17 protein-coding genes, 1 tRNA gene and 1 pseudogene are annotated in these 17,830 nt (G+C 38.0%); 11 read left to right on the top strand and 8 right to left on the bottom strand.

Annotated elements, in window-relative coordinates; all coding sequences use genetic code 11:
• Window positions 1-81 precede the first annotated feature (81 nt).
• The 3 genes from PAP_RS06045 to PAP_RS06055 are packed head-to-tail and all read right to left on the bottom strand — an operon-like array spanning window position 82 to window position 3,965.
• Window positions 82-2,241 (bottom strand): hypothetical protein, encoded by a 2,160-nt coding sequence (locus tag PAP_RS06045; RefSeq protein ID WP_048165160.1) that lies wholly within the window; start codon window positions 2,239-2,241, stop codon window positions 82-84.
• Between the two features lie 3 nt (window positions 2,242-2,244).
• Window positions 2,245-3,033, bottom strand: coding sequence for an ABC transporter permease (locus PAP_RS06050; RefSeq protein WP_048165161.1), 789 nt, complete (start codon window positions 3,031-3,033; stop codon window positions 2,245-2,247).
• A complete protein-coding gene (locus PAP_RS06055) occupies window positions 3,030-3,965 on the bottom strand; it encodes an ABC transporter ATP-binding protein (RefSeq protein WP_048165162.1) in 936 nt (311 codons plus the stop codon). Before PAP_RS06055 ends, PAP_RS06050 begins: the two co-directional genes overlap by 4 nt.
• 411 nt (window positions 3,966-4,376) lie before the next feature.
• Here PAP_RS06055 and PAP_RS06060 point away from each other — a divergent pair, with 411 nt between their 5' ends.
• From PAP_RS06060 to PAP_RS06075, 4 genes are all read left to right on the top strand, one after another.
• Window positions 4,377-4,934: a nuclease-related domain-containing protein gene (locus PAP_RS06060; protein ID WP_084177573.1), complete on the top strand. Its 558-nt coding sequence runs from the start codon at window positions 4,377-4,379 to the stop codon at window positions 4,932-4,934.
• 23 nt (window positions 4,935-4,957) lie between these two features.
• Window positions 4,958-5,176, top strand: coding sequence for a hypothetical protein (locus PAP_RS06065; RefSeq protein ID WP_048165164.1), 219 nt, complete (start codon window positions 4,958-4,960; stop codon window positions 5,174-5,176).
• 384 nt (window positions 5,177-5,560) lie between these two features.
• Entirely contained in the window at window positions 5,561-6,766 is a 1,206-nt protein-coding gene (locus tag PAP_RS06070; protein ID WP_048165165.1) for an AAA family ATPase, read from the top strand.
• On the top strand, window positions 6,763-7,446 hold the full coding sequence (locus PAP_RS06075; protein WP_048165166.1) for a hypothetical protein: 684 nt from the start codon (window positions 6,763-6,765) through the stop codon (window positions 7,444-7,446). The genes PAP_RS06070 and PAP_RS06075 overlap by 4 nt, the downstream gene beginning before the upstream one ends.
• A 2-nt stretch (window positions 7,447-7,448) precedes the next feature.
• Here the strand turns inward: PAP_RS06075 and PAP_RS10415 are convergent.
• From PAP_RS10415 to PAP_RS06085, 3 genes and pseudogenes are all read right to left on the bottom strand, one after another.
• Window positions 7,449-7,633, bottom strand: a pseudogene (locus PAP_RS10415) (adenylosuccinate synthetase); the annotation flags it as partial.
• Between the two features lie 207 nt (window positions 7,634-7,840).
• On the bottom strand, window positions 7,841-8,413 hold the full coding sequence (locus PAP_RS06080) for a hypothetical protein (protein WP_048165167.1): 573 nt from the start codon (window positions 8,411-8,413) through the stop codon (window positions 7,841-7,843).
• A gap of 67 nt (window positions 8,414-8,480) precedes the next feature.
• Window positions 8,481-9,953: a competence protein CoiA gene (locus PAP_RS06085; protein WP_048165168.1), complete on the bottom strand. Its 1,473-nt coding sequence runs from the start codon at window positions 9,951-9,953 to the stop codon at window positions 8,481-8,483.
• A 275-nt stretch (window positions 9,954-10,228) separates the two neighbouring features.
• Between PAP_RS06085 and PAP_RS06090 the strand changes: the two genes are divergently transcribed.
• The 7 genes from PAP_RS06090 to PAP_RS06125 all read left to right on the top strand — a co-directional run bounded on the left by PAP_RS06090 (window position 10,229) and on the right by PAP_RS06125 (window position 16,143).
• Window positions 10,229-10,597, top strand: coding sequence for a hypothetical protein (locus PAP_RS06090; RefSeq protein ID WP_048165169.1), 369 nt, complete (start codon window positions 10,229-10,231; stop codon window positions 10,595-10,597).
• 251 nt (window positions 10,598-10,848) lie between these two features.
• The gene (locus PAP_RS06100) at window positions 10,849-11,979 is read left to right on the top strand and encodes an integrase (protein ID WP_048165171.1); all 1,131 of its coding nucleotides are present in this window, start codon (window positions 10,849-10,851) and stop codon (window positions 11,977-11,979) included.
• A gap of 484 nt (window positions 11,980-12,463) precedes the next feature.
• On the top strand, window positions 12,464-13,507 hold the full coding sequence (locus tag PAP_RS06105; RefSeq protein ID WP_048165172.1) for a hypothetical protein: 1,044 nt from the start codon (window positions 12,464-12,466) through the stop codon (window positions 13,505-13,507).
• Window positions 13,508-13,592: 85 nt separating this feature from the next.
• Window positions 13,593-14,003 (top strand): hypothetical protein, encoded by a 411-nt coding sequence (locus PAP_RS06110; protein WP_048165173.1) that lies wholly within the window; start codon window positions 13,593-13,595, stop codon window positions 14,001-14,003.
• Between the two features lie 213 nt (window positions 14,004-14,216).
• Window positions 14,217-14,849, top strand: coding sequence for a hypothetical protein (locus PAP_RS06115; protein ID WP_144367998.1), 633 nt, complete (start codon window positions 14,217-14,219; stop codon window positions 14,847-14,849).
• A 30-nt stretch (window positions 14,850-14,879) separates the two neighbouring features.
• On the top strand, window positions 14,880-15,404 hold the full coding sequence (locus tag PAP_RS06120; RefSeq protein ID WP_048165175.1) for a hypothetical protein: 525 nt from the start codon (window positions 14,880-14,882) through the stop codon (window positions 15,402-15,404).
• 4 nt (window positions 15,405-15,408) lie between these two features.
• The gene (locus tag PAP_RS06125; RefSeq protein WP_048165176.1) at window positions 15,409-16,143 is read left to right on the top strand and encodes a hypothetical protein; all 735 of its coding nucleotides are present in this window, start codon (window positions 15,409-15,411) and stop codon (window positions 16,141-16,143) included.
• 311 nt (window positions 16,144-16,454) lie between these two features.
• Here the strand turns inward: PAP_RS06125 and PAP_RS06130 are convergent.
• Together PAP_RS06130 and PAP_RS06135 are read right to left on the bottom strand one after the other, a co-directional pair.
• Window positions 16,455-16,532 (bottom strand) — tRNA-Val (locus tag PAP_RS06130).
• A 72-nt stretch (window positions 16,533-16,604) separates the two neighbouring features.
• The gene (locus PAP_RS06135; RefSeq protein WP_048165177.1) at window positions 16,605-17,774 is read right to left on the bottom strand and encodes a pyridoxal phosphate-dependent aminotransferase; all 1,170 of its coding nucleotides are present in this window, start codon (window positions 17,772-17,774) and stop codon (window positions 16,605-16,607) included.
• Between the last annotated feature and the right edge of the window lie 56 nt (window positions 17,775-17,830).

Below are 17,830 nucleotides of genomic sequence, written 5' to 3' on the forward strand. Positions count from 1 at the left end.
CTTTTACATTTTAAAAGGTGGCGCTTTGTGTTGGATAAATTGTCCAAGAAAGGGAAAACCCTTGAAAACTTAAAAAGAGTATTATCCAATCTTCTTTTCCAACATGATTGCGGCTATTAAAAGGGCTAAGAGCCCTAAAACTGCCAAATAAACTTCTTTGGTGCTGAGTTCTTCTACTCTCAACCCTCTGCTTTTAACATTAAAGCTTAAAGCCACGTTTCCCTCTCCCCTTACAACCACAGCCAAAAAGTCCTCGTCACTCCTAACATTTATCTCGCCTTTGATGCTGTTTCCCCTTACAGTAAAGATAGCCTTTTTAATGTCTGTAGAGAGTGAATCAAAGTCCTCCCTTTCGCTGTTGAGTGTGAAGTAGTAAGCCCTAAGCTCAACTTTTTCCTTTGATTCCGCTTTTACTTCCAGTGTTTTCCCCCTAAGCCTTGTGGCATTGATAATGAAAACCTTTAATCCTTCTCCGAAATCCCTTCTTTTGAGCTCAAAGGATACGTTTCTCGGGTAGTTCATATAATCTGCGACCAAGAGAATGCCCTCAAAGTAACCTTTGCCCTCCACCATCACCATAAAGTTGCTTTCGTTGAAGACTATGTAATCCGCTTGTCCCTTTGGCTGTTGTGAGGAAGCTAATATCTCTCCATAGGCGTTTAGGAGGTGGAGTCTTAAATCGCTGCCCTGTTTAACGTATCTGCCGTACAGGAACGCTATAAGCTCTCCATCTCCCTTTTCAAACACGTATGGGGGAGTTATATCCCTTCCGATAACTCTGTAGGGAACGGCTATATGGTGGACTTCACTTGTGTAATTTATTTTTGCGAGCCAGTTATCCCCGTAAATTGGTAAAATGCCTCCTCCTTTAATTTCGAGCTTCAATGGGACTTTAATATTGTTTACAGTTAGGTTGAACTCTACGATATCATTTATTTTAAACTCTTGAGGAAAGCTCGGAAGGCTCAAAACCAGAGCTACTTGAGCACTGCCTGGAATTTCAAGCTCATCTACCTGAATCTCGTTATAGTAAAAGTTTGCCTTAATGCTCTTTGGAAGCCCCTCAACGCCAAGCTTTATCCTTCCATCCCCTGTAATTGAGATGAGATAATTTGCACTTCCCCCTAAGAATGCTTTTGCATAGGTGTTCAAAGCCTTAACTTCAAGCCCTCTTTCAAGGGCTATGGGAACTGTTGTGGAGAACTCCTTTGAGGAAATAACAACAGTTAAATAAGAAACCTCCCCCGAAACTTTAAACTCAACGCTGACTTCCTCGTTGGGCTTAATCTTAACGCTTTGATAGAGAGGCTCTCCTACAATAACGGAGTTCTGCATCACGCTGACTTTCCCAACAAAAGTTCTTCCTTCATTTTTGAGCCAGATCTTAACTTTATCTCCTATCCTCTCAGCTTTTAAAACTGAAACCTCAGGAGGCTCAAAATAAAAGCTCTCCTGCTTTAAAATGCCGTAGTCGAGCAAAATTGTCCCTTGGTCTATATCGCTCTCAAACACTACATCTCTTTCTTCTTTCTCCTTTAACTCAACTTTTTTGGTCTCAACAATTAGGCCGTTGAAGGAGAGCTTGAGCGTAGCATTTACACTTTCGTTTCCATTGTTCTTTAAGAGGACGTGAACTTTTTCGTCTTTCCAGATTTTCTCAACGCTCACAAGGGGCTTCAGCTCTTCCACAAAAACGCTTTTGCTTATCTTCGATTCCTCAAGTGTAAATGTAAAGACGTTTGAAGGCGGGTTTTTGATTTTTATAGCTATTCCTTCACCGCGCTTCAAGCTTAAGGGCAATTCTTTCAAAATTAAACTCCCTGAGGTAATTGTCAGCGTATCGTTTAAATCTGAGTAGCCGGTGTTTTTGACCTCAAACTTAACATATGCATCAAAGCTCTCTAAAACTTTAATGTTGAGGTCTTTTTTCTTTAAAACCTTCGCTTGAGAGTAGTTCCCAAACAAATGAAGCGTTAAAATCAGAGTTTGGGCATCAAAATGTCCAATCGTGTAGTTTACTCCATCCACATACAAGCTTTCGCCGAAGGTTAGGGGCTTTGAAATTGTGCCGTTTGGAGTTTCCACCATCAAAAGGATTAAGCTTGGGTTGTTCTGTGCTACATCAAAAGTTACGGTGCTATTATCTACAAGCAGGACCTCGTTTATCCCGAGTTCTATGGATGATGCATAGACACTTCCAAGGAAAAAGGACAGGATTAAGAGGATAATGATCCTTTTCATAGCTCATCCCTCATACTCCTTCCGGTATATGCCCACTAGAGTCAATATGAGGCTGATTAGGATTATGCTTAAGAAGAAGAGGGCGCTCATGTTGGGGTCGCCTTTATACGCATCGAGTCCGGTGTGAAGGCTAAAGCCCTTCTTTAAAAGCACTCCTACTTGATAGCTCAGGTTAAAGCGCTCTGGGTTGTCAAAGAATGGAAGGGAGGGGATTATAAATTGGGCTATGAAAACTACTGCAAAGCTCGCGAGTGAAGCGTAGAGCGGCCTCGCCACTATAATGGATAGAAACATTGCAAAAGCTCCTAAGCTCCCAAGCAGGAGTAGAGTGACTCCCAAAGCAAAGAGAAAGTCGTTGAGAGTTGATGTAAATCCTTCAAAGCCGGATTTATAGAGCAAAACTCCATAAATCTGCATGGTTAAGTAAGGTATACCGTATAAAACCGCTAGGGCTGTCATCCCGGCGGAGAACTTTCCTATTACAATCTCGCTTTTTCTTATGGGCTTTGTCAAAAGCAATCTCATTGTCCCCTTATCTATCTCACTCGCTAAGAGGTCGCTCATGAGGATTATAACTATTAGCTGTCCAATTACGCCCATCCAAAAGTTGATCATAAACTCGGACATATTTATTTGAAAAGACCTTTCCAACGCTTTAACACCATATTCGGTGATTTCTTCATGCGTAAAGAAGTAAACAACCACAGGGAGGAGCATTACCGATAGCATAACCTTAAACCGCCTAGATTTTAGGAGCCTAATGATTTCGTTTTGATAGAGTATGGAAATCATGAGCTCACCTCAATGTTAAACTTCTCCATCAAAATTCTCTCCAGCGGACTTGTGTGAGGCCTAAAGAGCTTAAGCCTAATTCCTTCTTTAGCCAAATATTTTGGAAACTGCAGGAAAAACTCATCCAAAAACTTCAGCTCCACCTTTACGCGAATAATGCCATCTTCCTCCCAAACTTCCCTGATGTAAGGCCTCTCCTTCAAGAACTCGATGATATCAGGATTGTGCGATGTTAGGATGTCGTATTCGTCCTCTTCAATTTTTGTGAGTTCTGAAATTTTTCCTTGGGCTATGAGGCGGCCTTGGTTGATTAGTCCTACATAGTTGCACATCTTTTCAATTTCGCTCACTATATGCGAGCTTACGAATATCGTTTTGCCTTCTTTTCTGGAGAGCTCTAAAATCCTGCCGATGAGCTCAATTCTTCCCAAGGGATCCAAATTAGCAGTCGGCTCATCAAGTATTAGGAGGGAAGGATTTCCAATCAATGCCGCGGCAAAGGATACCCTCTGCTTCTGCCCGGAGGAGAGCTCTTTAATCTTGTTTAAAGCTAATCTCCCAACACCAACGTACTGCATTAGGTCTTTAGCTTTTTCTCTCGCTTCCTCCTTTTTCAAGCCCGAGAGTCTTCCTATATAAATCAGGAATTCAAAAATGGTCATGTTCTCATAAGCTATAGGATATTCGGGCATATATCCAACGTTTTTCATTATTTTAACTCTTTTCTCAGGCATCTTTAAGCCAAAAATCTCTATATCTCCGTAGGTGGGCCTTAAAGCTGCTGTGAGCATCTTTATTGTGGTGGTTTTTCCTGCACCGTTTGGCCCCAAAAACCCGTAGACCGCTCCTTCAGGCACTTTAAGGTTTAGGTGATACACGATATTCCGCTTTCCAAAAAATTTGGTGAGCTTTCGGGTTTTTATTACATACATTCCTAACCACTCTCTATGATATACATCTTAACTCCATGATGTTAATCTGAAAGAAAATTATAAATAGCTTTCGGAAGTGTGCAAGATATCTGAAAGCAAATTTGACAAAACATAATTGAAGTCGAAAAAATCTCTGTGAAAAGCTTTTGGGAAAGAGTTCATGGGGACCGAGTACGGCCGCAAGCTCATCGAGGACGTTGCAATAGAGATAAAGAAATTATGCATCATTAATGAGCTGCCTTAGTTTTGTATTTTTAACAAAAATTTTATTTATGGAAAAAGAATAGCTATGCTTAGTGATAGAGGATGTTATACACCGCTCAAAGGGCAATATACCATAAGAAGCGATTTAAAAAACTGGCAGTCATCACTCTCATACTTTTCATATTATTCTTGGTTCACCCTATATTCATGTATTTGGGATTTTTCACGCTAATTTTCACTCTTAGAGAATACAACAGACACATAACTTGGAAAAAAGGCTTTGAAGGGGAATTTAGAGTTATTGAAGAGTTCAACTATCCTGAAAGCGTTATCCTCTCAGACATTCACTTACCAAATAGGAGGGGCAACATAGACCATGTAATCGTGAATTCAAAAGGGATATTTGTTCTTGAAACTAAGAACTATTCTGGAGAATATTATGTTAATGGTGATGTTTGGACAATTGGAAGTTCAAAGAAACGCAAAAGACGAATACGAAGCCCAACAATAGAAGCCAAAAGAGAAGCATCTGCCATATCCTCCCTTCTAAAAAGAGTTCTCAAAAAAGAGTATTATGTCCAGCCTTTAATAGTGCTTACAGGAGATGCCATAATTTGGGAAAAAACGAAATCTACAGTCCCTATTTTTGAATTAGAAAAGCTTGATGCATATCTTAACCAATTCCCTAACAGACTTACTAAAGAAGAGGTCTTAAAGATTGTATCTGTACTAGAGAAGTATGCTCAGCATGTAAAGGAAACCTGAAATAATTAACGTGGTGCGGAATTATGAAGTTGTTTAAGATTCACGTGGTGAATTACGGTGAAGAGGAAGACAGTAAAGCATTTGCAACATTTCTAGTGCTAGCAAGAGACGAAGGAAGGGTCGAGCTATTGGTCAGAGAATATATCAAAAAAGAAGAATTGCTAAAAGGAGATGTAGAGATATTAGATGTTAAAGAAGTGCCAACAGACAAAGAACAAGTACTAGGGGTTATTCTTGACTGAGGGGAGATGACATAATTTGCCTTTGGAGTTTCTTTTTATCTCCTTGCTAAAACAATTATGGAGCAAATGAAGGCCTATTTTTAGGAGTGCTGAAGATTATTTAACCACGATTAAAGCCATTGTCGGTTTTCTGCTTGAGGGTGTTGAGAGTAGTGGAGCGGTTGAAGAGGATGAAGGGATGAACTGGAAGAGGAAGATGAGTGGGGATTCTAATGTTCCTTAATACTTCCCCCATTTATCATCTCGGCTATTATAAATTCATCCTAGTGACTCAAAGAGGGGTTCTCATTTGAGGAGTATGCAAGATTGGAAAAGGAAAAAATTGAAGAGGAAATCTTAAGATTTTTAAACTTTTATCAAAAATAATGAAATAGAGTGAGAAAAATGAACAAGAGAAAAAAACTTGAATGGATACAAATTGAAAATTTTAGAGGAATAAAAAAAGTTAAACTACAAGAATTTGGAGATATAAATGTGTTTATTGGGAAAAACAATACAGGTAAAAGCACTGTTTTAGAGGCAATCTATTTAAATGTAACTAATGGGCACCTAGATTTACTTGGCAGAATACCATTCGAGCTTGTGTTTTATAGAAGGGGATTAAATCCTAGAGATATTACAGATACGGAGAAAGCTGATGTTGAGGAATACATGGAATATATACTAAGCTATCTCTTCAATAGCCTTAGTAATAAAAACTATATTAGAATACAATCTAATGTTTCACAATATGAGTTAGTATTAAAACAAGGAAGCGAGGTATCCCCCGACTTTATAGAGGAGTATATTTCTGGATATCAAACTGCAATATCAGTTACTAAAAAAATCCTTGAAGCACTTACCCAAGATCAAGAGTCAAAAGATGAAAAAATTTTGGAAATGTTAAATCAACTGGCAGTAGAAGGTTTACATCCCGAATTTGTCTTGATGACCCCTAAAGGTAGGATTGTAATGGCAGTCATAAAATTTAAACATAAAGGATTCGTAGATTACCAGATTTTCTTAGAACGCAATCCAGAGACAGGACGTGCTAATGCAATTTTAATAGATGAGTATCTAACTAGAGGATATCTTGGTACTACAGCCAAGTTCTCAAAATTATTAAAGAGATTGGATAGAATTTTCAAACCTAAACTAGAGTCTGTTAAAGAACTTTTAGCTCAGCAGATTACACTCGAAATTCAGAACATTATAGAAACACTATCAGAATTTTATATCATAACAAAAGATGGAAAGGCCATACCTGTAAGTCTTTTAGGAGATGGAACAAAGACCTCTTTAATATATTTCTATGTATTATCTGGTAAAGGCAATTATATCCTCCTCGAAGAGCCAGAGAATCATCTTCACGCTGGATTAATGAATAAAGTAATTAATATGATTCTTGAGGCTTCAAGATATAACCAAATATTCATTACAACACATAGTCTTGAGTTTCTCGAGAAACTACTAGATATGGCAGTCCAAAAGAAAACAGACTTAAGGATCTTTAGATTCGAAAAATGGGATAAAGGAATTCCAAAAATTGAATCCTATGATCTTAATGAAGCTAATGCAGCAGTGAACAAAATAGGGGTAGACCTAAGATGATCCTCATTGTATTTGAGGGATTCAATGATTTACAGTTTTTCAAAAGCTTTCTGATTAAAGTAAAGGAATATAACGAGGGCACAAATAGGAATTCCAACTTAAAAGATCAGTTTAACAAACTTTTTGAAAAGAATCCTGGCGGAACTAGGATAGATATCTTAGAGCATACAAATCCAGAAAAGGTAATTCTTCTTAGCATTGGAGGAAAACAATATTTCAAAGATGTCGCTGAGGCCTCAAAAGCACTAGTTAAAATTGTGGGAATCTCAAAAATACTCCTAATTGGAGATAAAGACGGGGAAGAAGATATTATTACAGCCAAGAATGAAATAATCAAAAAAGAGCTTAATATTCCTGTGGAGGTTATTGTATACAGAGGATGTTTGGAAGATTTAATATTCAGTGTTGTAGACCTTATCAATCCTCTCATTCCCCAAAGAGATAAAGATGTGTTAAACAAAATATTTCGAATTCTATCTGAAAATTATTCTAATGAAGAAAACAGCGAAAGTAACCGAGAAATGAGTATTTTTAAAAAACGAAAAACCGGAATCATACATACTATTCTTGGTCCTCGATGTTGGGGTCACCTATTTGACGAATTATTTAGCAAATTTTGTGAGGAAGATATTGATAAAATTGAGGAACTAGAAAAGGTAAAAATATTCTTAGAGTTATAATAGATGTTCTCTCTCAAACCAATTATATGCTCAAGACTCTGGATCTATCCTTATTGAGCCAACAGGAACACCAATTTTGTCTTCAATCTCTTCTATAAACTCTCTTTGGCAGCTTATCATAGTCTGTAACTTCAAAAGCCTCCTTGTCATATTTGTCAAGCATCGTGATTACGAGCATTATAGCACCCTTGAAAGAAATCTCATTATGAATTAAAGAAGCTCTTAAAAAGATATTCTTAGGACATATGGTCTAGAATCAGGAAAAACAATAACGGATAGTGGAACCCTTGGCAAAATTTCAAGCAAAGTTATATGTGAACGGGCGCAATGCCCTCCAATAGAAATAGAGACAAAGAGACACTCATATACAAAGGGTCTTTATTTTTTGCATAGATCACCAAATCCCTAAAGTTCTCATGATTTTCTCTGCCTCAACTTCCATATCTTTTGCCTCTATATATGTCAATTCCCAATTCCAATCGTCGGAATTTTTAAGTTCAATTCCACCAAGCTTAGATATGGCACCATTATAGTCAAAAACAACATCTAGTGAATTTTTGATTTCCTCAAAGTTTGAATTCACTCCATACTTTTCAAAGATTCTATCAATTTGTTCAAAAGTGACAAAATATTGTCCTCTTTTGTAATACTTTGATAACTCTTTTAATAATCTCCAATAAAATCCCCAAGCTAAGTCCACCCATGTTATATGTGACTTATACGGCAGTTCTAACTTGAGAGCATGGTATACCAAAAAATTCAACATTTCCTCGCCCTCTTCTATCATTACATTTATGTCAGGAATAAAAATATGATAAATGCCATCCAATCCATCAATTCTAACTTGAATATCCCCAATATTTCGCTTGAAATTCGTAACCACCTTGTAGCTAACAACTTTATCAAGTCGTACGAATCTGCTGATGAGTTTCCCCTCTCCAACGAATTCCCAAACCTCTAGCCACATATAAGTCACCTCGAGGGGGTATTGACGTTTTTAACTTTCTATAAAATTAATCCTGCCTCAAAATTTATTAAGTTTTTTTGCTGATCTTAAGGCTTTTTCTTTGTTTACTCTTCTTAGACTGGCTATTTTCTATTTTTTCAATATTTTCGAATTTTAGGGCACCGATACTCTTAAGGAATAGTAAATCCTCTTCGATAAATACCATCTTTGGGTATTTATGTTCCCAAAATTCAGAGAACGTGATACCTAAAAAATACCCAACTCCAAGTTTGTGATTCCAAGCCAGTAGGGGTTGATTCAAAATCTCAGAAGGCACATTATCTCTCAGCTTTCTCTTCAGGTTATCAAGGACTAAGTAAAACATTCTGTAAAGATCTTTGCGAGTTAACAGCTTTTCTTCTGGCCAAGAATCTGATACAGATATAATCCACTTCCATGATTTTCCGTATCTCTTCCAATAAAGAGGTATCACACCCCACCAATACTTTTTCCCTTTTCTTAGATAGAATCTGTGAGCAATCCCACTGCCAATTGATATACCCAGACGAATTCTGTATCCTCTCTTTTCAAAGTAATATCCAAGAATTGCCACGTGTTTCTGAGGATATGCGTTACTTACCAAAGCTATCTTAAAAGGCCCATTTATAACTTTCCCATCTGGCCAACGTTTCACTTTCTTTAGATCCTTGAACTTAAAGGATAGCTCAAGGGGTTGTTTATAATTTAGAACCCATGGCATAAGTCCCAAAAGAGAGCCACTGTTATCATCCCACAATAAGTGCATAGCCACGACAGAATAAGGGTCACCCGATATAGTAGGCTCATCCTCAAAGAAAAGTATTATCCCTCTGTTAAGAGCATGGATTAAGCGGAAAAGACTGTCCTTACGAAACATCCTTTTGTTTACCTTCTGCTCATTAAGAGATGCCCTCGCAAGATCTGTAACTGTTACACCATCACTTCTTTTGAACTTCCAGTAAAAAATCCAGAGGACATAAATATCTTGCTCAGCATATCTCCTCGACTTCTCTAATATTTCCTCTTTAGTCCTTGGTGAGCTTACAACAACCTCAACAGCCACCTTTCTTCCACCAGTTTCGAAGTAGAGATCCGGAATTAGTTTGTACTTATTAAAGTCCATAATCTCCTCAGCCTCAACCTTAATTCTCTGGATACTCAAACGCTCTTTAAGCCAGAGCTTAAACTCATCATGAAGCTCCTCGGCCCATTCCTCCTTCTCAGACCAATAATAGTACTCACAACCATTTTTAGTGGGGACATGAGAAAAATACCATCGACCACTCTTGCTCTTCCTCAGCGAAACTTCCATCTTACAGGCCGGACATACAAACCGCTTCTCAACATAAGCTTGGTGCCTTGCCTCATAAGATTCTCCAACCTTCCTCGCAGCTTCGCTCGCAGTTATCCGTTCTCCAGTCTTGGTGTCAAGGGCTCTCCACATATCTTTCCCCCCAATCAAAAGAGGAGCCCCATAAATGTCCTTCCAAATAGTTACATTTATCGCTCTATCTTTGGCCATCAGATCATCTAAGCATACCCACATATAAAGTTACAAACAATAAAGTTTTAGAATGTCGTGCTTAAATAAATTACGATCGTAATTATTACTCTCATTTTTCGTGTTGTGATTTTACTCCTCAAATTCAGCTTACCGACACCGTAGATATTCGAGTAATATGATAAGCCCTATAAACAATAACATACTATGTATGACGTAGTGGATACATTAACATACGTAATCACGTGATGACAACACAGAGTGAGGAAATTCGTGTGAAAATCATGGTGGTTAGTATGGCCATTTTTAAAACAAAATGGCGAAAAATAAGAGCCAAAGACAATATCAAACGCCTAAAAGGTATGATGCAAATCCTCGGCGTCCTCTATGAAAAAACAGACGAAGGAGAAGACATCTATATTGGCAAATATCTTGTGGTCAAACACTATATGGCCGATGGAAATGAATATTTAGAGATTTACGAGAGAACACGCGACAAAAGAGGCGTTAAAGGTCGGAACGAGTTAGCTCTTATAAGATGGGATCCAATAGAAGACACGTGGGAATACACCAACAAAAACCTAAGCTCTAACTGGCACAACAAATACCGCATCTTATGGGGAAAAGAAAAGGACTGGATACGAGAGGAATACTTCAAAGTCTAGCAAAAATCTCTTTAAGCTAGTAAGATTATAAACATATTCAAAGTTTGGTGAAAATGAATGGCCAAAGTGTCCAAAGTGGCCACTGAAAATAGCGGCTCTCATTCGTCTCAAAATGCTTCAAAACGGCGAAAGACACGCATTCATATTGCCATTGATGAAGAAGTGGGCGAAGTTCTTGAGAAAGCGTCATTCAACAAGTCCAAACTTATCAATATGCCCCTTAGATGTTTGTTTTTTGGGAGTGTGAGAACATGAACTTCATAGAATCGTTATGGTGGGCCCGCGGGGATTCGAACCCCGGACCTTCGCCGTGTGAGGGCATGAATGGAAAGGAGACGGGTTTATTTAGTCTGAACAGGGCATATAATGCTCCAAACTTTAATAGCACATTCTCTAGTACATTTGCTTACCAGAGTATAAGAGAGTATAATAGTGACATGTTTAACATAAAGGGTACATACAATCTAAACACTGAAACTGTAACCAATACGTTTAATAAACAAAGCTCAAGTTTAACCTCACATTCATTAAGATTGGAGTTTGAAAATGTCATTGCCTATGATGAGTTAAGGCTTGATTTTATTACTTGGATTAAAGCCCGCGTTAGTGAGGGTGTTGCTAGAGATTATATTAGTAATTTGGACAGATACGTAAGTGGGGAGGTTATTTCGGCCCCTGCTGATGTGTTTAGAATAATGAACAAGGCTGAGCGGGGTAAAGACCACTTGGGGAAGGGCCTTAGGAATTTAATTAATTATTGCGTCGAGAATGAAATAGTTAGTGAAGAATTTGCGAGGAAATTAAAGAGAGCTATTAAAATCAAACCGAGCGGTGTCGATTTGTATGTTCCGACAAATGACGAAGTTAAGGAGTGGCTTAAACGGGCGGATAGGGACGATGTTAGATTGGCGGTTTTATTGGTTGCTTTTAGTGGACTAAGGATTAAAGAAGTCGTTAGAATCTTGGAAACGTTTGAAAGAAGCCGGTTAAAGTTTGAAACACTTAATGGTGTTGAAATTGCATATTATGAGCTTGGTTGGAGAAGGGGTTCAAAGCAGGCGAATTATTGTTTTATGCCGGCATGGCTTGGGAGTGAGTTAAAAAGGTTCGACACAAGTTATCACAAAGTACAGTCCTACGCTGTGAAAAGAGGTATTAAAATGAAGTATTTACGAAAATGGTTCATTAACAAGATGGTTGAGTTCCAAGTCCCAGAAAGTGTAGTTAAGTTCATGGTTGGGCATAGTCAAGGCCGGAATATAATGGGCCTTCATTATTTGGATTTATTTAACCAAGCCAAAAGATATTATTCGATGAGTTTAAGTAGATTGCAGGGCTCTGTTGGGCTTGATGGGAGCTTAGAGCTTACTAAGGCCGGTTAAAGTTTGGAAAGTCTTTTTTGCCCGTTTAAAAATTGTGCTAGGTTTAATGTTTCTGGCCCCCAGAATTATTGGACATGATGAAATCACGCGTTTTTATTAAAAGATTCTAAGAGGACTCGCTTTCAAGTGTGAGGCTCGTTGTTAGCTCAACGGTATATCATTATTTGCAAAAATTTTCACTTGAGGGCCAAGCCAGTTCAAAATAACCCCCATTTTGTTCAAAGCTAATCGATGGACACCTTACAAAAGAACCTCCAAAAATGGCTTTCTTAATGAAAAGAAGATGTAATTGGTTTTTGATGTTTAAATATGCTTTTTTATTGTTTTGTTCTTGTATTAGGGGCCGAAGTAGGTTTTGTTTGATTGGAGTTTAATGCTTTTATCGCTTGAAAAATTGAGAGAAGATTTATCGTAGGTGTTAGTACTCTCGTGCTCTTCCTATTATTATGAAATTTATTTTATAAAAACAAAACCGGGGAGGTAGATGTGGTTGATATGTGGTAATAATTGTGGTAAATATGATTATACAGACTGCAAGAGTAGGAGAAGTAAAACCTTACTAAAACAGCTTCAAGAGTATTTTGGGGACGATTATCTGTGCAAAGAGTTCAAATCAATGGTATATACAAAAGGGATAATAAAGGGCCTTTGTCTAAGGGATTTGAAAACTGTGATAGCAGAGAGTGTTAAGGAACTGAGTGAATTATATGGGCTAAATAACAAACAATTGGGTGTTAAAATCGAGAAAAAGGATGATAGAACCGTCAAAAGATTATTAGAAGATCTTGAATTGCTCGAAGCGTGGGAGTATTATCGCCTTAATAATCCTAACGAGTTAAGTGCTACAGAAAAAGGAGAAATTGCAGAGAGACTTGTTTATTTTGGAACTTTGTATACGTTAGAGCCATCTATTGAGAGAGGGAGAGCTATAGTGATTCCCCTTTTTAAGCTTCGCAGAAGGAAGGATAGGAGGCACTATGTGGACTTAATTGTAATTTTAAAAGACTTCGGAACAGTGTTTTTGATTGAGATAAAACATAGGATTGTTCACACAATCCTTGACGAAAAGAATCTTATTTCAAATAGCAAAAAGGAGGACAATGTAATAAAGAAATTCAAAAACACTGAGAGAGGTCTTCTAAAATTGCTTAGATATTATATTGCTGCTTATAAACCCGGAGAAATTAAGAGCGCGTTGATCACTAAGGGAGAATTGGATGCGAAACAACTTGAAGAGGATCAGATACGCTATTTAAAAGAGCAGGGGATTAATAGTTTCGATTTGAGGAACTTTACTTTTGTAAAAGCGTTGCTGATTATTGGAAATGGATTACTGGAAAATAGCACTCAGGAAAAGCTTGAGGAAAGTGATGTCAGGGTGTATTGGTACCAGCATCCGTTGGAATATACTATTGAAGGGTTTTATAGTGCCACATTAATAATGCTTGAGCTGTTTGTAAAGGGACTTTATGATGAAGAGGATAAATATTATGCGATAATTCCTGAACCTGCTAAGACCACTCCCTAACTTTATTTTTTATTTCCATGTGTACTGATCTCTAGTGTACATTAAAGATTTAATTAAATCCTCAAAAAATGAATTGGTGACAAATATGGAGGAAAGAGGGGGTAAAAAGATTAATTTAACACTAAAGCTAGTGACTGCGGACAAAAGTTCTAGTGAATTTGTTTCCATAACCAAACATTCGAGTCGTAATAGATATGGTATTCGTATTTCAGCTAAGTTAAGTAGACGTATTGCTAAGGAACTAGGATTTGAACCTCAGTATGTAGAGTTTTATACGGTGAATGACAATGATGGGGAGGAGTGTCTCGGGTTTGCATTTAAGTTCTTAAAAGAGAAAATACCCCATGCGGTCAAGATTTCCAAGCGCGAAAAAGCAGGTTGGTATGTTGTTGTGAATGAGTACCTTTTGCAAAATCTTAATGGGATGGACAAGGTTGGATCTAGACTTGCGAATGTGCAGTTGAATAAAGATATGTTAATAGTGTTTTTTAAGTGATTTTTGTTGTTTTTCCTTTGTTTAAGTTGCTAAGGGTCGTTATGGGCTTAAAACATGATTGGGGCTTTTAGAAGCTGAATTTAATTTTTTAAGTGATTTACGTTTCATAAGATTGACAAGGAATGTCATTGAAGTGGTTAATTGGCTAGTATCCTAATTAAACGGGTTATAAAGTCCACAAACATTAAATATTTGAATCTCGAACTTATATTGGTGAAAGTAATGACATATAGAACTGGACAGGTTGTATTATGTGGCTTGTTATTACTTTCTGTGATTATGCTACCATGGGCCACAATCACTTCTAGAGCAACAATGGGGCTACTTTCAACAGACATATACACCCATAAAGTCGTTTATAAGATGAATACCATAGATGGAAGCTGGGGAGAATCGTATTCTTTTACAGAATTGCTGATAAGGCTTTCAAGTACAAAAACTTCAATGAGAGATCCAGAAGAACTTTTGATAAGGGGTTTTGTAGTTAATTATGGTGAAAAGATGTTCTATTTAGCTGGTGTCACATCTATATTGGCAATAATTGGAGTAATAATGGGATTCATTCGACCATATGAAAAAAGGAAGACGAGGTGGATATTAATCGGAACGGGGTTCTTAGGGCTTTTTGTGAGTTTGTACTATCTCTATGTATTCAAAAGTGTGTTAAGTATGATAGGATATGATTATCCACTAGTTGCAGTGATTACAGGAGCACCGTTATCAGGAGTTCTTGGAGGTTCTACTTTGAAAATGACCTATGGGTGGTTTTTAGCTTTGATTTCATCGATTTCGTTGATAGTCTACGGAAACAGTTTGAAAGTGGGATACGTCCACAAAAGTTGGTAACAGCTAAAAATGGCACTAGTGTGATAACCTATGCTAAACAAGGATTATGAGAGGGAGCTTAGGGAGAAAATAAAGGATTTGGGCCGTAAGTTAGGTTTTGAAGTGGCCGAGGAATGGACGCCGGAACCGTTAAGAAAAGAAGATAGGAGAGAGGTTTATATCCCAAGAATTGATGTTGTTTGGTATAAACGGGCCGATCCAAGGTTTGTTAAGTTTTTAAAGGCCATTAATGGGAAGATGAAAGAGAGAATGAGCGTTAATGATGGAGAGGAATGGCTTGGGATTTTACCGAAATATCGTGATGTTGATAAGGAGGTTGTTATTGGATTTGAGCTAGAATTAAGCGACAGGCCGACTAAATATATTTTGGGGGATATTGCTAACTTGTCTAGAATGTGCGATTATGGGTTTATTGTGATTAAAGACGTCGAGAATTTGGTTAAAAGAAGCATTAAGGCATCGAGAGCATTTAGTATATTGCATGGGGCCTCAAATGTGTTTGTGATAAGTCCTGAAGAGCTAGAGGAAGTAATTAAAAAAATAGTTTTAAGGTGATGCCATGAGTAAAAGAAAAAAATCATCTAAGCACAACAAAGCCCCTAAAACTACATCAGAAAATCCTGTTGATTCTAAGAAAAGACCACATAGATTGAAAAAGTTTACTTGGATAATCGTTGGAATTATACTTGGTTTAGTGTTATCCCCACTACTTGAACCTGAGATATCATGGATGTATACAAAAATTGGAATATATGAAAAGCCAAACTTACGAGTTGAAATATTTTACAATCAACCAGAAACAGAATCATATAAGATAGGAAAAGTCGTAGAGTCTTATGGAAACATTACCTGGAAAGATACGTATGAGATATATGCTGTCATGATAGAGAACAATGGCTACACACTTATCGAGGATTTTAGAATGAATATATATTTCCCAGGATGTGTTTTAACTTATGTTAAACTTCCCGTTGAAGGAACAGATTATGATATCATCTATCCCGGATGGGCCAAAGTAATTATAAATGGAACAGAGTATTTTCCCAATTGTTATCAATCAATAAAGATATTCTCGGATGAGTTATCAAAAGAAGATGCTATTATATTTGAGGTGCTGATTGATAGGAACACTACAGGGAAGCTAATCGCATTTCCTGGAGATACTCCCAGATATATAGGAAATTACATTTGGTATGCTGGCAATAAATGGTTTATCAGCAATGTAAAGTTCACAGGTGAAATTAGTGGGAATATAAAAACAAGAGAAGAAGTAGAAAAGCAAAATAGAAGGTGATTTGTATGAAAAGGAAAGTTAGCAGTAGTAAAAGCAAAGATGGGTTTAGATATCCGATTTTAAGATTGCCTAGAGATTTTGACTGGCTGATTGGGAGAGAAGTTGAAATTGATTTCAAAGTTGTTGATGGTAGAAAGGCCCTTGTAATTTATGTTGATGGGAATGGGAACGCGCAAGTTGTACAAAATGTTGTACAACTTAATGATACTTCACTTAATGTAGAGGCCCGTTTAGGAGAGCTTGAGCAAAGATTGCAGTTTTTAGAGTGGTTATGTTTTAAAAAAGCTGTTTTAGAAGGGGGTTCAACTTTATGGTGGGCCCGCGGGGATTCGAACCCCGGACCTTCGCCGTGTGAGGGCGACGTCATAACCAGTCTAGACCACGGGCCCGCCCAAACTTCTTAGCTTTTGGGAGGTTTATAACCTTTTCGATAGAGTTAAGGAGAAAAGAAAGGAGGGGACTCAAACAAGTCTCTTCTCTTTCAGCACCTTCTCGATTCTATCCATAGCCTCTTCAAGCTTTTCGTAGGCTGTAGCGTAGCTTATCCTTATGAATCCTTCACCAGCTTTTCCAAAGGCGCTTCCCGGCACCAAAGCAACCCTAGCTTCCTTAATCATCAGCTCGCTGAACTCCTTGCTCTTCAGCCCTGTATCCCTAATTCTTGGGAAGATATAGAATGCGCCTTTTGGTTTTACTGTGTGAAGCCCCATTTCATTCAAGCGCTTCCACACGAGGTTTCTCCTCCTTTCGTACTCGTTCTTCATGTCTTCCAATGCTTTCCAGCTCCTCTCGTCTCTCAAGGCCTTAGCTGCAGCGACTTGGGCAAAGGTAACTGCGCACGTAGAGTTGTACATTTGGAAGCGCACCATCTTTTCTATTATGTCCTCTCTCGCTGCAACAAAGCCCAAGCGCCAGCCGGTCATTGCAAACGTCTTTGAGAATCCGTTTATTGTTATTACCCTATCAAACATGCCGTTTAGGGAAGCAATGCTGTAATTTTTAACACCATCATAAACAAAGTATTCATAAACCTCATCGCTTAAAATCATTAAATCATGCTCCACTGCAAAGTCCGCTATTTCCTCAACGTCCTTCTTTGTGAGAACTGCTCCTGTTGGGTTGTTTGGGGAGTTTATTATCAGTGCTTTTGTTTTTGGGGTTACATACTTCTTCAAGTCTTCAATGCTAAGCCTAAATTCGTTTTCCTCATATGTGGGGACTTCTATTGGCTTTCCTCCCGCTAAAAGGACGGCGGGTGCATAGCTGACGAACATAGGTGAGGGGATTAAAACTTCATCTCCATCCTTCAAAAACGTTGCAAAACCCATAAGAAGTGCTTGGTTTGCCCCAACGGTGACCATTACCTGCGTTTTTGGGTCAACATCAATTCCGTTGTCTCTTTTGAACTTCTCCGCAATTGCCTCCCTCAGCTCCAATATTCCGGCGTTTGGACCATAATGCGTCAGCCCTTTATCGAGAGCTTCTTTGGCATATTCTTTGATGTGCTTTGGCGTGTCGAAGTCCGGCTCTCCAATTCCCAATGAGATTAATCCTTCAACGCCTTGAGCTAAATCAAAGAGCTTTCTAATCTCAGATGGGTTCACTAATTCAAGCATATCACTCAGTGCCATTAAAACCACCAAAAGAACACTACGATTGAATGTTTATAATTTTGCCGCTATAAAAT

Source organism: Palaeococcus pacificus DY20341 (assembly GCF_000725425.1).
GTDB classification, from domain to species: domain Archaea; phylum Methanobacteriota_B; class Thermococci; order Thermococcales; family Thermococcaceae; genus Palaeococcus; species Palaeococcus pacificus.

Coding starts and splice junctions, on each gene's coding strand:
- PAP_RS06050 (WP_048165161.1), bottom strand. CDS start 3,033: ATGATTTCCATACTCTATCAAAACGAAATCATTAGGCTCCTAAAATCT.
- PAP_RS06120 (WP_048165175.1), top strand. CDS start 14,880: ATGCTAAACAAGGATTATGAGAGGGAGCTTAGGGAGAAAATAAAGGAT.
- PAP_RS06060 (WP_084177573.1), top strand. CDS start 4,377: ATGTATTTGGGATTTTTCACGCTAATTTTCACTCTTAGAGAATACAAC.
- PAP_RS06075 (WP_048165166.1), top strand. CDS start 6,763: ATGATCCTCATTGTATTTGAGGGATTCAATGATTTACAGTTTTTCAAA.
- PAP_RS06070 (WP_048165165.1), top strand. CDS start 5,561: ATGAACAAGAGAAAAAAACTTGAATGGATACAAATTGAAAATTTTAGA.
- PAP_RS06135 (WP_048165177.1), bottom strand. CDS start 17,774: ATGGCACTGAGTGATATGCTTGAATTAGTGAACCCATCTGAGATTAGA.
- PAP_RS06085 (WP_048165168.1), bottom strand. CDS start 9,953: ATGGCCAAAGATAGAGCGATAAATGTAACTATTTGGAAGGACATTTAT.
- PAP_RS06125 (WP_048165176.1), top strand. CDS start 15,409: ATGAGTAAAAGAAAAAAATCATCTAAGCACAACAAAGCCCCTAAAACT.
- PAP_RS06045 (WP_048165160.1), bottom strand. CDS start 2,241: ATGAAAAGGATCATTATCCTCTTAATCCTGTCCTTTTTCCTTGGAAGT.
- PAP_RS06090 (WP_048165169.1), top strand. CDS start 10,229: ATGGCCATTTTTAAAACAAAATGGCGAAAAATAAGAGCCAAAGACAAT.
- PAP_RS06100 (WP_048165171.1), top strand. CDS start 10,849: ATGAACTTCATAGAATCGTTATGGTGGGCCCGCGGGGATTCGAACCCC.
- PAP_RS06110 (WP_048165173.1), top strand. CDS start 13,593: ATGGAGGAAAGAGGGGGTAAAAAGATTAATTTAACACTAAAGCTAGTG.
- PAP_RS06055 (WP_048165162.1), bottom strand. CDS start 3,965: ATGTATGTAATAAAAACCCGAAAGCTCACCAAATTTTTTGGAAAGCGG.
- PAP_RS06105 (WP_048165172.1), top strand. CDS start 12,464: ATGTGGTTGATATGTGGTAATAATTGTGGTAAATATGATTATACAGAC.
- PAP_RS06080 (WP_048165167.1), bottom strand. CDS start 8,413: ATGTGGCTAGAGGTTTGGGAATTCGTTGGAGAGGGGAAACTCATCAGC.
- PAP_RS06065 (WP_048165164.1), top strand. CDS start 4,958: ATGAAGTTGTTTAAGATTCACGTGGTGAATTACGGTGAAGAGGAAGAC.